The organism is Herbaspirillum sp. AP02 (assembly GCF_015767275.1).
GTDB lineage: Bacteria > Pseudomonadota > Gammaproteobacteria > Burkholderiales > Burkholderiaceae_D > Herbaspirillum.
Map to the genome: position 1 here is coordinate 1 of NZ_JADWMY010000003.1, position 12544 is coordinate 12544.

Below are 12544 nucleotides of genomic sequence, written 5' to 3' on the forward strand. Positions count from 1 at the left end.
CAGGGGCGGGACTGCGCCTTCAAGCAGCGAAGCGCTGCAATACCACCACTGCCTCGGTGCCCAGCAAGGGGCCTTCCACGCTGACCGCAGGTGCAGAATCTTGCACCACGTCAGCTGCGCGCAGGGGAAGTTGCGGCCCGCCCAGCGCGTCGCCGATCTGCGCGGTGGAGGCGGCATAGACCACGCGGCCGATGCCGCCCCAGAACATCGCGCCGCAGCACATTGCGCAGGGTTCGCCACTGGCGTAGACGGTGGTGTCGCGCATCGCTTCCAGGCCCAGCTCTTTCTGCGCGCGACGCACCAGCACCATCTCGGCGTGGCCGGTGCAGTCGGCGGCGGTGTTCTGGTTGTTCAATGCCGTCATCAGCACCGTGCCGTCGCGCGCGACCAGGGTGGCGCCGAAGGGCATATCGCCGCGCTTGAGCGCTTGCGCGGAGGCGTCGATGGCCAGGCGCATGGCGGCGTGGTCCTGTTCGTTGAAGGGGAGGAGGGTGGGGGTACGCATGGTCGGCCTCACATTTCGTCGATCGGGGTGGTGGCGGCTTGCGCTTTGTCGAGCGTGAAGCGGCCGCTGGTGTTGAGGTAGAAGCTGGCGCCGAAGCGGCCTACCGGATGATAGTCCTGCAGGCGCACGCGCCATTGTTCGGTGTCCACCAGGCCGTCGCGCGCGGCCAGCCATTGCACGCGACCGATGAAGATGTAGCGGCTGGCCGTTTCCAGTTTTTCATGCAGCACGCATTCAAAGGCGACCGGTGCCTCGGCGATGCGCGGCGGCTTGATCGTCTGCGCCGGCACGGCGTGCAGGCCGGCGTGTTCCAGCTCGCTCTGGTGCGGCGGCAGCGTGGCGCCGCAGGCATCCATTTGTGCGCACATCGCTTCGTCGGTCAGGTGCACGACAAACTCGCCGGTACGCAGGATGTTGGCAGCGGTGTCCTTGAGCGCACCGTCCTGCAGGCGGTTGATGCTGACCATCACGATAGGGGGATCCTCGCCCAGCATGTTGAACATGGAGAACGGCGCGGCGTTGACCGTGCCGTCTTCACCCAGGGTGGTGATGAGCGCGATCGGGCGTGGCACGATCAGGCTGGCCATCAGCTTGTAGCGCTGGTAGACGCTGAGTTCGGCGAAGTCGATTTCTGTCATGGCGTTCTCGAGATGTTCTTTGGTACTTTTTGCTACTGCACGGTGATGCGTGATGATGGGCCGTTTGTGGTTTGTGGTTTGCCCTGTCCGCTATCCCGGGCAAGGCAAGCCGGTATGCCGGTAGGCAGGGTTATGGCTGCTTGCCCTGGATGCCTTCCACATACCACTTCATGGTCCATATTTCGGACTCGGGAACGGTGCGGCCGGCGGCGACCTGCAACTGCCCGGCCTGGTTGTTGATGGGGCCGGCAAAGGGCTGCAAGGTGCCGGCGACGATGGCCTTGCGGCGTTCTTCCGCTTGCGCCACCACGTCCTTGGGCAGCCCGGCGTTGTAGGGAGCGAGCTGGACGATGCCTTCCTTCATGCCCCACTTGGTGTCCTCCGCCTTCCATTTTCCTTCCAGGACCTGGCGCACCTTGTGGACGTAGTACACGCCCCAGTTCAGCGTGTTGCCGGTCAGATGCGCCTTGGGGCCGAAGCGGCTCATGTCGGAGTCCTGGCCGAAGGCGTACAGGCCCTTGCTCTCCGCCACCTGCACCGGCGCTGGCGAATCGGTGTTCTGGTAGAACACGTCGGCGCCCTGTGCGGCCAGTGTTTGTGCGGCATCGCGCTCCAGGCTGGGGTCGTACCAGGCGTTGATCCACACCACCTTGGCATTGACCTTGGGGTTCACGCTGCGCGCGCCCAGCACGAAGGCATCCAGGTTGCGGATGACCTCGGGAATCGGGATCGGCGCGACGTAGCCCAGCGTGTTGGTCTTCGTCATGCGTCCGGCGATGGTGCCCAGCACATAGGCGCCTTCATAGAAGCGCGTCTGGTACAGGCCGACATTGCGCGCCATCGTGTAGCCCGAGCAGTGCTCGAAGATCACGTCCGGGTTTTCCTTGGCCACCCGCAGCACCGGGTTCATGAAGCCGAACGAGGTGGCGAAGATCATCTTGCAGCCGTCGTCAATCAGCTGGCGCATGACACGCTCGGCCTCCGGCGTTTCCGGCACGCGCTCGACGAATACCGTTTCGATGCGGGCGCCGAACTCCTTCTCCAGCATGCGCCGTCCGAGATCATGCTGGAAAGACCAGCCGATGTCGGCGACCGGGCCCGGATAGATGAAGCCTATCTTCAGCTTCGGGGCAGCCGCCAGGGCGGCGAACGGTTGCGACAACGCGGCCATGGCAGCGGCGCTGGATGCAAGCAGGAATTGACGGCGGTTCATCACGGCGGGACTCCTTGTTGAATGGATCGATCGGTGGCGAAAATTCGCCGTTGATCGTATACATGCAATTTGGATGCCAGTCTAAAAATTATATTATCTATATGATTTTAAAAGGTTTAATAAATAATATTATATTGTATACATTTTTATGCGAACAAAAATTGGGCGCTTTGCACGCCTTGGACGCGCGTCTTGCACCAGACATGGGCGGGTGGATGTTGAAAGAGTGGGATCGGATGAAGCTCAGAAGATGCGGCGCAATGCGTCGGGCTTTTCTTCCGGCAGGCGCAGGCGCCCCTCCAGTGCCAGCAGGTGGCGCTCCATCTCGGCGCTGGCGCCATTGCCGTCGCGCAACGCCAGAAGGTCCACCAGGCGGCTGTGTTCGTCATGCTCACAACTGGCCTCGCCGGGGGCTTCGTAGAGCGCGACGATGAGGGAGCAACGGGTCATCAGTTCGGTCAGCATGCGTTGCAGTACCTGGTTGCCGGACAACTCCGCCAGCGCCAGGTGAAAGCCGCCGGCCAGGGCGACCCAGCGCGGGTGGTCGCCGTCATGCAGCGCGGCGTGCTCGGCCTGCAGGCGCTGCCGCAGTTTGGCGACGTCACCGTGGTCAATCTGGCGCGCTACTTCGCGCACGATGGCGCCCTCGATCGCGCGCCGGGCAGCGAACACGTCGCGTGTCTCCTTCGGTCCCGGCGTCGCCACCGCTGCGCCCTTGTTGGGCACCACGTTGACGATGCGCAATTCCGACAGTCGCCGCAGGGCTTGCCGCACCACCGTGCGGCTGACGCCGAACTGCTCGCACAGGCTGGCTTCCTGCAGGCGCGTGCCCGGCTTCAACCGACCATGCATGACGGCGTTGAAGATGGCCTCGTAGACGGTCTGATCGAGGGTTTCCGGAGTGTCGGCGGCGTGGTGCGATTTCATTGGATACAGTGGGCTGCAGGTGGCTGGCCGCGCATGAGCATGTGCGGTCGGTCGGTATCATAACGCGCTACGGGCTCGGCCGGGCTGGCTCGTCTTGATAAGCCAATGCGTGTCGGGGGTTTTTTGAGGAAGGGGGAACGAGCGACGGAGATGAAAGGAAAAAAGCCCACGTTGACGTGGGCTTTTTCCTTGAGACTACTACTGAATTTCTGGTAGGCCGTGCGGGATTCGAACCTGCGACCAACGGATTAAAAGTCCGCTGCTCTACCAGCTGAGCTAACGACCCGAAAGACCGCTATTATAGGCAAACTCTATCGGCACTGTCAACACTCCGGGGCTGCGTATCGATTTTCGATCATTGCGCATCCCGTCATGCGCCGACACCGCGCCGGTGCTTACTTCAGCGATGCCATCCGTTCCTTGCCGGTCTGCGCGGCAGGGGTGTTCGGGTACTTGGCGATCAACTGCTCCAGGGTCTTCTTGGCCGCTGCCTTGTCCTTCAATTCCGCTTGCGAGCTGGCGATGTTGAGCAGGGCGTCGGCCGCCTTGGGGTTGTCCGGATAATTCTTCACCACCACTTGCTGCGCGGCGATGGCACCCTTGTAGTCGCGCTGGGCGTAGAGGGAATTGCCTTGCCAGTATTGCGCCGAGGGGGCATAGCCGGATTGCGGATAGCGCTTCAGGAAATCGGCGAAGGCATTGCCCGCTCCCTTGTAGTCGCCACCCTTGAATTGCGACAGCGCCGCATCGTAGGCCTGCTGCTCAGACACGCCCACAGCCACGGTCTGGCCGTCCACGCTGACCTGCTGCGGCTCCAGCTTGCGCAGGCGCGCGTCGAGGTCGACGTAGAAGTCCTTCTGACGTTGCTGGGCGTTGGTAATCTCGTTGGTCAAGACCTCGATCTGGCCACGTAGCGCGGCAATCTGCGACTGCAGGTTGTCGTTGCGGTCCGAGAGGGTCAGGACACTGTTCTTGTCGGCCTTGTTGGAGACGTCGCGCTGCAGGGCTTCGATCTTGGAACGGATATCCAGGATGGCCTTGCGTGCTTCGTCATCGTCAAACATGCCGGCACGGGCGGTAAGCGGTAGGAAAGCCGTGGCGGCCAGCAAGGCCGCCACGGTCACCGATTTCAGTTTGAAAGCGGTATGCATATCGATTATTGATAAGCGATGTCAGCGCGACGGTTCTCGGCGTAGGACGATTCATCCTGGCCCAGTGCCTTGGGCTTTTCCTTGCCGAAGGAAACCGCTTCCACTTGTGCATCCGACACGCCCAGCAGGACCAGGGCCTTGCGGACGGCTTCAGCACGCTTCTGACCCAGGGCCAGGTTGTACTCGGCGCCACCGCGATCATCGGTATTGCCCTGGATGATGACCTTGCGATCCTTGTGTGCCACCAGGTACTTGGCGTGGTTTTCGATGACGGTGCGGAATTCCGGCTTGACGGTGTAGCTGTCGTAGTCGAAGTACACGCTACGCTTGGCCAGCACGCCTTGCGGGTCGTTCAGCGGATCGACCGAACCGGCGTTGACAGTGCCCACCGAGCGGGTGTCAGCGCCGTTGCTGGCGCCGTTCTGCACGGGAGCGTTAGCCTTGTCGTCCAGCTTGGTGGACGAGCAGGCGGCCAGCAGAACAGCGCTGGAGACGATGAGGGCGAAGGTACTGATAGTGCGCATTTTGGATTTCTCCTTGTCGTGATGAAAGCAATATTGGATTTCTTTATTTCATGAACGGACCCCAGGTCGGTTCCCTGATATCACCGGCCTGCGTCGTGAGACGCTGTTTGATTCGACCGTCGACGGAGACGACGGCCAGGGATCCGCGACGACCAGATTCCGTCGCGTACATGATGTATTTGCCGTTGGGCGCAAAGCTGGGCGATTGGTCGCGGCCGCCATCGGAGAGACGGGTCTCCTGGCCATTGGTCAGGTCCAGTGCGTACAGCTGGAACAGGCCGTCGCGACGCGAGATGAAGGCCAGCGTCTTGCCGTCAGGCGAAATGCGCGGGCTGATGTTGTAGCTGCCGTTGAAGGTGACGCGCTGTGGCGAGCCGCCATCCAGGCCGACCTTGTACACCTGCGGGCCGCCGCTGCGGTCGCTGGTGAAATAGACGCTGCCGCCATCGGGCGAGAATTGCGGTTCGGTATCGATGCCGGCACTGTTGGTCAGGCGACGCAGACCGGAGCCGTCGGCATTGATCACGTAGACCTGGGTCAGGCCGTCGCGGGTCAGGGCCACGGCCAGGCGCGAGCCATCCGGCGACCAGGCCGGGGCCGAGTTGCTGCCCTTGAAGTTGGCCACGATGGAGCGCTGGCGGGTCACCAGGTTCTGGATGTAGACCACCGGCTTCTTCATCTCGAAGGAGACGTAGGCGACCTTGGTGCCATCGGGCGACCAGGACGGCGAGATGATGGGCTCGTTGGAGCGCAGCGCCACCTGCGTACCTTCACCGTCGGCATCAGCCACTTCCAGGCGATATTCGCTGCCGGACTTGGTCACGTAGGAGATGCGGGTGGAGAAGATGCCCGGGATGCCGGTCAGCTTCTGGTAGATGTCGTCGGCGATCTTGTGCGCGGTCAGGCGCAGCAACTGCGGCTGGGCGCCGATGGACAGGGCCGACAGCTGGCTCGACTGGACCGTATCGAAGAGGCGGTAGCGCACATCGAAGCGGCCATCGGCCAGGCGCGTGACGCTGCCCACGGCCAGTGCATTGGCGCCGCGCTTCTGCCAATCGCCATAGTTGATGGCGGAGGAGTCGGAGAGGGCGTCGCCATTGTCGATGAGCTTGAAGATGCCACTACGGGCCAGATCGGCCTTGACCACCGAGGTGATCTGTTGCGGTGCCGATTCCTCGCCAGGGAAGGCGGTGATGGCGATCGGGATCTGCGAAGCACCCACGCCGGTGATCTCGAAGCGGATCTGCGCCTGCGAGGCCGGGGCGAAGGACAGGCCGGCCACCACGGCGGTGGCGGCGGCGATGCTGGTCAGGTAACGGGCTTTAATCATCGTTTACTGATCTTTCGGATAATGGGTGAAAGTGAAGCTGGACGGTACCTTGCCATCCTTGTCGGCCGGGAAGGGCTGCGAGTTCATGATGGCCGTACGCACGGCTTCGTCGAAGCCCGGCACGCCTGAAGGTTTGTTCACACGAACCGTGCGCACGCTACCATCCGGGAACAATTCGACAGTGTACTCCCCGGCCGGGTTTCCGCTCACGCCGCTGTTATCGAACAAAGTGTTGCTGCGGATCTTGGCACGCAGCTTGTTGGCGTAATCGGGGCTGCCCTTGGGACCCTGCGACTTCTCGGCCTTGCCGGTACCACCGGTGGCGCTGGTGGCCTGGCCCATCATGCGTTTCAGGTCTTCCTGGCGGCGCTGTTCGGCGGCCTTGGCGTCAGCCGCGGTCTGCTGCTGCTTCTTCTTGTCGGCAGCCTGCTTCTCGGCATCGGCCTTCTTCTTGGCCTCGTCTTCCTTCTGTTTCTCTTCCTTCAGCTTCTTCTGTTTCTCGGCTTCCAGCTTTTCCTTCTTTTCACGGTCGGCCTTGTCCTTTTCAGCCTGTTCCTTCTTCTCGCGCTCGGCCTTTTCCTTCTCGGCCTTGAGCTTGTCGGCCTTCTCCTGCTTTTCTTGCTTTTCCAGCTCTTCCTTGCGCTTCTTTTCCTTTTCCAGGGCGATGTCAGGCTTCTCGACCTTGGGTTCGTCGATCACCTTGGGCGGCACAGGCTTGGGTTCAGGCTGGGGCTGCGGTTGCGGCTTGGGCGGTTCCACCACCGGGTCCGGCTCCGGCTGGGGCAGGGTCGGCAGGGGGGCCGCTTCCTTGTACTGCGGGTCCCAGATCTCGGCTTCTACGGTGAGCGGGGTTTCGCTCTGCCAGCGGATCCCGATCCAGAAGAACAGGAACAAGGCCACGTGCATCACCAGCGCCAGCGTGATGGCGCGCCAGCGGCCCGGAGCCTTGGGGATGTTGTAGTGTGCGTTATCGCTCATATCGCTGGGGCGTGCGCTTACTTGGTGGCCAGGCCGACCCGCGCGATGCCCTGTTTCTTCGCTTCCGAGATCACCTGGACCACTTCGTCGTACTTGATTTCCTTGTCGGCCGAAATCATCACGGCCAGCTCGGGATTGTCTTCATGCAGCTTGCGCAGACGCTCCGACAGGTCGGTCTTGCCGGTCACGGTCTCGGCCTTCTTGCCGTCGCTCTTGGGGCCGTTGATGCGGATCGTGGCCTGAGTGTTGGGCTTCAGGGCGATCTCGATGTAATCCGACGGCGGCTGGGTGGACTTGCCGGCCGTGGGCAGGTTGATCACGCTCGGGTTGGTGATGGGCGTGGCCACCATGAAGATGATCAGCAGCACCAGCATCACGTCGATGTAGGGCACGACGTTGATCTCGGACTTGAACTTGCGGGGACGACCCCCGCGCATCGATGACCCGGCCATTAGCGTGCCTGACGTTGCAAGATGTTGGAGAACTCTTCGATGAAGCTTTCGAAGCGGATCGCCAGGCGATCAATGTCGTGTGAGTAGCGGTTGTAGGCGACCACGGCCGGGATCGCGGCGAACAGGCCGATGGCGGTGGCGATCAGGGCCTCGGCGATGCCGGGGGCGACGGCCGCCAGGGTAGCCTGCTGCACGTTGGCCAGGCCGCGGAAGGCGTTCATGATGCCCCAGACGGTACCGAACAGGCCCACATACGGGGACACCGAACCAACCGAGGCCAGGAAGGCCAGGTGCGATTCGAGGGCGTCCATTTCGCGCTGGTAGGCGGCGCGCATGGCGCGACGGGCACCGTCCAGCAGCAGGCCGGGTTCCACCGCGCCGCCACGGGCCGTGACCGAGGCCTTGGCCTTGGTGAATTCACCCATGCCGGCCTGGAAGATGCGTTCCATGGCGCCACCGCTGCCGGCCTTACGGCGATTGGACAGGGCTTCCTGGTACAGCGCCGACAGATTGCCGCCGGACCAGAAGACGCGTTCGAATTCCTCGGTCTGTATGCGTGCAGCGCGGATGGTGAACATCTTGCGGAAGATGTAGGTCCAGCTGATGATCGATGCCGACAGCAGCAGCAGCATCACCAGTTGCACCAAAACGGACGCGTTTGCGATCAGTGAAATGAAGGACAGGTCTTGTGTGACGTTCATGGGGAAGTGGGGCGGCGTGGCTGCGGTGAATGGATGGTAAGTCGGCGGTATGTATCTTTTGTTCAGGTCTTGAAACTGTTACATGAAGCAAAAGACGGTCATTGTAGGTAGAAGGTTTCCGGTTCGGATATCGTCCCAAGCGGCAAGATGGCCGTCCGGACAGTTGTGCTACCTGCTATAAAGGTCCGGATGAGCTTTTCCGTTGACATCATGCGGCTTTCTTGAGGCAGGTGAGCAATTCGTCGGGAATGGGGCGCGGGCGGAAGGTGGCTGCATCCACGCAGACCACGGTGATGCTGCCCCGTGCCAGCAAGGTAGCGTCCCCGTCGCAGGCGGTATTGCCATCCCCCGACGGCAGGCGCCAAGCCTCCTGGGAAAATTCCATGGAGGCATTTCGAAGTTTTTCGACCACGACGGTCAGGCGGAGTTCATCGTCCAGGCGCGCTGGCGAGAGATAGTCGACGTTGGTGTTCCTGACGACGAAGATGGCGCCGGTGGTCTCGGCCAGGTGTTGCTGCTGGAAACCGAAGGAGCGCAGCCATTCCGTGCGGGCGCGCTCGAAGAACTTCAGGTAGTTGGCGTAGAAGACCACGCCTCCGGTGTCGGTATCTTCATAGTAGACCCGGATGTTCCAGTCGAATGGACTACTGGCGGCACTCATATGCTTCTTGTTATTGGAAAATCTGCTCTGGCAGCGGAAAAAGAATCAAGGAAACGGGGAAAGCACATCATTCGGACATGGTGTTGTCTCGAAGACAATGATCCGTGATGGCCACGGATCTTGCCTTGCGGAACGGGGCGAAAATGGCGTTCCTGGGTGCCGGGCGCTTTTGGCTGGACACCCGGCAAGACCGCCATTCTACCTCATCCCTTACTGTTTGCGCTTGATGTTGAAGGGGCTGAAGCCCTGGCAGGTCGGCATCAGTTCCATGTAGTTGATGTTGACGTGTGCCGGCATGGTGGCGACCCAGAAGGCGGCTTCGGCGATGTCGTCGGCTGTCAGCGGGGTGGTGCCTTCATAGACCTTGGCGGCCGCGCCATCATCGCCCTTGAAGCGCACGCTGGAAAACTCGGTGCCGCCGCACAGGCCGGGCGCCAGGTTGGTGGCGCGCACGCCAGTGCCCACCAGATCGGCGCGCAGGTTCAGCGTGAACTGGTCGACGAAGGCCTTGGTGGCGCCGTAGACGTTGCCGCCCGGATAGGGGTAGGCGCCGGCCACCGAACCCAGGTTGATGATGGTGCCGCTGCCGCGCTTGACCATCTCGGGCAGCAGGGCGTGGGTGATGGTGACCAGGCCCTTGACGTTGGTGTCGATCATGGTTTCCCAGTCCGACAGTGCGACTTCGTGGGCCGGACCCAGACCCAGGGCCAGACCGGCGTTGTTGATCAGAATGTCGACCTGCTTCCAGTCACCGGTCAGGCTGGCCAGGCCGGCGTCGATGGAGGACTTGCTGGTCACGTCCAGCACCAGCGGCAGTACCTTGTCGGCGCCCAGCTCCTTGACCAGGTCATCCAGGCGCTCCTTGCGGCGACCGGCGGCGATCACCTTGTGACCGTTGCCGGCAAATTTGCGCGCCATGGCGGCGCCGAAGCCTGCAGTAGCTCCCGTAATCAACACGACCATCTCTTGATTCTCCTGTTGTGTGGCGTAAGAACCGGCGCCGGCGGTCAGGTCGAAGGGTGGACGGGCTTGCCCCAAGCTTCACCCCGGCGGTCCCGGAAGAAAACGAAATTGTAGCCCAAAGCCGGCTATCACGAAGGGCGGCTCGCTTTCGGGACGGGCGCAGTGCGCAGGTGCGCATGTTGCGCCTGCGCCATGGTTCTTGCCGAAATCGCCCCATTTCACTACAATGCGCTCACCATTTCGTCTCACGTGACTGGCGAAACGTCGGGTAAAACCGACCAAGATGGGGATCCATCGGGAAGCGTGAGATTTCAACAGCCGTGCGCCTGGGCAGCCGAATGGACAGTACGACTGAGGCTGCCCGCAATTCCCCCGTATTTTCTGGCCCTCATTCGATTTTGGAAGTCGAGCATCAGGCATGCCCTCGCGCATCGCATCTGGTGACCCGATCTTCGGCCGCACCTCATCAATTTGGAGAAACACCATGTTTGACAAGAACCAGACTCTCGCGAAAGTCGATCCCGACCTGTGGTCTGCCATCCAGAAGGAAAACGCACGCCAGCAGGATCACATCGAGCTGATCGCTTCTGAAAACTACACCTCGCCGGCCGTGATGGAAGCGCAAGGTTCGCAACTGACCAACAAGTACGCCGAAGGCTATCCGGGCAAGCGTTACTACGGTGGCTGCGAATTCGTCGACGTGGCCGAGCAACTGGCCATCGACCGTCTGAAGGCCCTGTTCGGCGCCGAAGCTGCCAACGTGCAACCCAACTCCGGTTCCCAGGCCAACCAGGGCGTGTTCTTCGCCATGCTGAAGCCGGGCGACACCATCATGGGCATGTCGCTGGCAGAAGGCGGCCACCTGACCCACGGCATGGCGCTGAACATGTCCGGCAAGTGGTTCAACGTGGTCTCCTATGGCCTGAACGAAAAGGAAGAAATCGACTACGAGGCCATGGAGACCCTGGCCCGCGAGAAGAAGCCCAAGCTGATCATCGCCGGTGCCTCGGCCTACTCGCTGCGCATCGACTTCGAACGCTTTGCCAAGATCGCCAAGGAAGTCGGTGCCTACTTCATGGTCGACATGGCGCACTACGCCGGCCTGATCGCCGCGGGTGTCTATCCCAACCCGGTGCCCTTCGCCGACTTCGTCACCTCGACCACCCACAAGTCCCTGCGCGGCCCGCGCGGTGGCGTGATCCTGATGAAGGCCGAGCACGAGAAGGCCATCAACTCGGCCATCTTCCCGGGTATCCAGGGTGGCCCGCTGATGCACGTGATCGCCGGCAAGGCAGTGGCCTTCAAGGAAGCCGCCTCGCCCGAGTTCAAGGCCTACCAGCAGCAAGTCGTGAAGAACGCGGACGTGCTGGCCAAGACCCTGATCAAGCGCGGCCTGCGCATCGTCTCCGGCGGTACCGAATCGCACGTGATGCTGGTGGACCTGCGTCCCAAGGGCCTGACCGGCAAGGAAGCCGAAGCCATCCTGGGTTCGGCCCACATGACCTGCAACAAGAACGGCATCCCCAACGACCCGGAAAAGCCGTTCGTGACCTCGGGCATCCGCCTGGGCAGCCCGGCCATGACCACCCGTGGTTTCAAGGAAGCCGAGGCCGAGAAGGTCGGTAACCTGATCGCCGACGTGCTGGACAACCCGCATGACGCGGCCACCATCGAGCGCGTCAAGGTCGAGGTCAAGAAGCTGACCGACGCTTTCCCGGTCTACGGCTGAGTGTCCCGGACGCGGTGATGCGCTGATGTCGGCCCGACGCGGGCTGACGTCATCGCTCTGCCGGTTTGATGTCTTACCTGACGGCGCCCGTTTTCGCGGGCGCCGTCGTTTATCTGCACTACGATACGATGGCTGTCACGGTGCGCGGGTGCAATACTGTGCCCTTTGCGCCAGGTCGGGAAGTCGCGCTGCAATACGAAGTCAGGAGGGTGGTCCCTCCTTGTCCAGTCCAACCAAATCACTGCTGCCATGAAGTGCCCATTCTGCAATCACGAAGATACCCCGGTGCTGGACACCCGTCTGTCCGAGGACGGCCATTCGATCCGCCGTCGTCGCCGCTGCGGCAATTGCGACAAGCGCTTCACGACCTATGAGCGCATTGAGCTGACCCTGCCGGTGATCGTCAAGAAGAATGGCAGCCGTACCGAGTTCGACCCCAGCAAGCTGCGCGGCAGCCTGATGTTGGCGCTGCGCAAGCGACCGGTGTCGGCCGAGGCGGTGGACATGGCCATCCAGAGCATCCAGGACAAGCTGCTGCAGAGTGGTGAACGGGAAGTGATGTCGGGGCAGGTTGGCGAGCTGGTCATGCGTGAGCTCAAGCGTCTGGACAAGATTGCCTATATCCGCTTTGCCTCGGTCTACAAGAGCTTCGAAGACGTGACCGAATTCCAGGATGCCATCGACGAAGTGGGGCAGGAGCGCAAGGGCGTGAAGAAGCGAGACAGCTGAGGTGCACCGCAACCGGTGCAAACCGGACGGGCATAAAAAAACG

14 protein-coding genes, 1 tRNA gene and 1 riboswitch are annotated in these 12544 nt (G+C 62.0%); of the genes, 2 read left to right on the forward strand and 13 right to left on the reverse strand.

Annotated elements, in window-relative coordinates:
* Positions 1–19: 19 nt before the first annotated feature.
* From I5R65_RS08535 to I5R65_RS08595, 13 genes are all read right to left on the reverse strand, one after another.
* Entirely contained in the window at positions 20–505 is a 486-nt protein-coding gene (locus I5R65_RS08535) for a nucleoside deaminase (protein WP_180669971.1), read from the reverse strand.
* 8 nt (positions 506–513) lie between these two features.
* Complete coding sequence (locus tag I5R65_RS08540; protein WP_180669973.1) at positions 514–1143, reverse strand: flavin reductase family protein; 630 nt, start codon at positions 1141–1143, stop codon at positions 514–516.
* 130 nt (positions 1144–1273) lie between these two features.
* Positions 1274–2356 (reverse strand): BMP family ABC transporter substrate-binding protein, encoded by a 1083-nt coding sequence (locus I5R65_RS08545; protein ID WP_180669975.1) that lies wholly within the window; start codon positions 2354–2356, stop codon positions 1274–1276.
* 243 nt (positions 2357–2599) lie between these two features.
* The gene (locus I5R65_RS08550; protein WP_180669977.1) at positions 2600–3283 is read right to left on the reverse strand and encodes a GntR family transcriptional regulator; all 684 of its coding nucleotides are present in this window, start codon (positions 3281–3283) and stop codon (positions 2600–2602) included.
* A 210-nt stretch (positions 3284–3493) separates the two neighbouring features.
* A tRNA-Lys gene (locus I5R65_RS08555) sits at positions 3494–3569 on the reverse strand.
* A gap of 109 nt (positions 3570–3678) precedes the next feature.
* A complete protein-coding gene (ybgF, locus tag I5R65_RS08560) occupies positions 3679–4434 on the reverse strand; it encodes a tol-pal system protein YbgF (protein WP_180669979.1) in 756 nt (251 codons plus the stop codon).
* A 5-nt stretch (positions 4435–4439) separates the two neighbouring features.
* On the reverse strand, positions 4440–4958 hold the full coding sequence (gene pal, locus I5R65_RS08565) for a peptidoglycan-associated lipoprotein Pal (protein ID WP_180669981.1): 519 nt from the start codon (positions 4956–4958) through the stop codon (positions 4440–4442).
* Positions 4959–5001: 43 nt separating this feature from the next.
* Positions 5002–6288: a Tol-Pal system beta propeller repeat protein TolB gene (gene tolB, locus I5R65_RS08570; protein ID WP_102664745.1), complete on the reverse strand. Its 1287-nt coding sequence runs from the start codon at positions 6286–6288 to the stop codon at positions 5002–5004.
* Positions 6289–6291: 3 nt separating this feature from the next.
* A complete protein-coding gene (tolA, locus tag I5R65_RS08575) occupies positions 6292–7266 on the reverse strand; it encodes a cell envelope integrity protein TolA (RefSeq protein WP_180669983.1) in 975 nt (324 codons plus the stop codon).
* Between the two features lie 17 nt (positions 7267–7283).
* The gene (locus I5R65_RS08580) at positions 7284–7718 is read right to left on the reverse strand and encodes a biopolymer transporter ExbD (RefSeq protein ID WP_180669985.1); all 435 of its coding nucleotides are present in this window, start codon (positions 7716–7718) and stop codon (positions 7284–7286) included.
* Positions 7718–8419 carry a protein TolQ gene (gene tolQ, locus I5R65_RS08585; RefSeq protein ID WP_180669986.1) on the reverse strand — a complete coding sequence of 234 codons (702 nt, stop codon included), beginning with the start codon at positions 8417–8419 and terminating at the stop codon, positions 7718–7720. The genes I5R65_RS08580 and tolQ overlap by 1 nt, the downstream gene beginning before the upstream one ends.
* 208 nt (positions 8420–8627) lie before the next feature.
* On the reverse strand, positions 8628–9080 hold the full coding sequence (ybgC, locus tag I5R65_RS08590) for a tol-pal system-associated acyl-CoA thioesterase (RefSeq protein ID WP_180669988.1): 453 nt from the start codon (positions 9078–9080) through the stop codon (positions 8628–8630).
* Positions 9081–9290: 210 nt separating this feature from the next.
* On the reverse strand, positions 9291–10043 hold the full coding sequence (locus I5R65_RS08595) for an SDR family oxidoreductase (RefSeq protein WP_180669990.1): 753 nt from the start codon (positions 10041–10043) through the stop codon (positions 9291–9293).
* Between the two features lie 239 nt (positions 10044–10282).
* Positions 10283–10382, forward strand: a riboswitch (ZMP/ZTP riboswitch).
* 145 nt (positions 10383–10527) lie between these two features.
* On the opposite strand from I5R65_RS08595, the gene glyA reads away from it, so the two are divergent.
* Both glyA and nrdR read left to right on the forward strand, forming a co-directional pair.
* The gene (glyA, locus tag I5R65_RS08600) at positions 10528–11772 is read left to right on the forward strand and encodes a serine hydroxymethyltransferase (RefSeq protein WP_180669992.1); all 1245 of its coding nucleotides are present in this window, start codon (positions 10528–10530) and stop codon (positions 11770–11772) included.
* Positions 11773–12021: 249 nt separating this feature from the next.
* Positions 12022–12501 (forward strand): transcriptional regulator NrdR, encoded by a 480-nt coding sequence (gene nrdR / locus I5R65_RS08605; RefSeq protein WP_180669994.1) that lies wholly within the window; start codon positions 12022–12024, stop codon positions 12499–12501.
* Positions 12502–12544 lie beyond the last annotated feature (43 nt).

Bases quoted from the DNA above. Each gene is read 5' to 3' on its own strand.
- I5R65_RS08535 (WP_180669971.1), bottom strand. From the start codon at position 505: ATGCGTACCCCCACCCTCCTCCCCTTCAACGAACAGGACCACGCCGCC.
- I5R65_RS08540 (WP_180669973.1), bottom strand. From the start codon at position 1,143: ATGACAGAAATCGACTTCGCCGAACTCAGCGTCTACCAGCGCTACAAG.
- I5R65_RS08545 (WP_180669975.1), bottom strand. From the start codon at position 2,356: ATGAACCGCCGTCAATTCCTGCTTGCATCCAGCGCCGCTGCCATGGCC.
- I5R65_RS08550 (WP_180669977.1), bottom strand. From the start codon at position 3,283: ATGAAATCGCACCACGCCGCCGACACTCCGGAAACCCTCGATCAGACC.
- ybgF (WP_180669979.1), bottom strand. From the start codon at position 4,434: ATGCATACCGCTTTCAAACTGAAATCGGTGACCGTGGCGGCCTTGCTG.
- pal (WP_180669981.1), bottom strand. From the start codon at position 4,958: ATGCGCACTATCAGTACCTTCGCCCTCATCGTCTCCAGCGCTGTTCTG.
- tolB (WP_102664745.1), bottom strand. From the start codon at position 6,288: ATGATTAAAGCCCGTTACCTGACCAGCATCGCCGCCGCCACCGCCGTG.
- tolA (WP_180669983.1), bottom strand. From the start codon at position 7,266: ATGAGCGATAACGCACACTACAACATCCCCAAGGCTCCGGGCCGCTGG.
- I5R65_RS08580 (WP_180669985.1), bottom strand. From the start codon at position 7,718: ATGGCCGGGTCATCGATGCGCGGGGGTCGTCCCCGCAAGTTCAAGTCC.
- tolQ (WP_180669986.1), bottom strand. From the start codon at position 8,419: ATGAACGTCACACAAGACCTGTCCTTCATTTCACTGATCGCAAACGCG.
- ybgC (WP_180669988.1), bottom strand. From the start codon at position 9,080: ATGAGTGCCGCCAGTAGTCCATTCGACTGGAACATCCGGGTCTACTAT.
- I5R65_RS08595 (WP_180669990.1), bottom strand. From the start codon at position 10,043: ATGGTCGTGTTGATTACGGGAGCTACTGCAGGCTTCGGCGCCGCCATG.
- glyA (WP_180669992.1), top strand. From the start codon at position 10,528: ATGTTTGACAAGAACCAGACTCTCGCGAAAGTCGATCCCGACCTGTGG.
- nrdR (WP_180669994.1), top strand. From the start codon at position 12,022: ATGAAGTGCCCATTCTGCAATCACGAAGATACCCCGGTGCTGGACACC.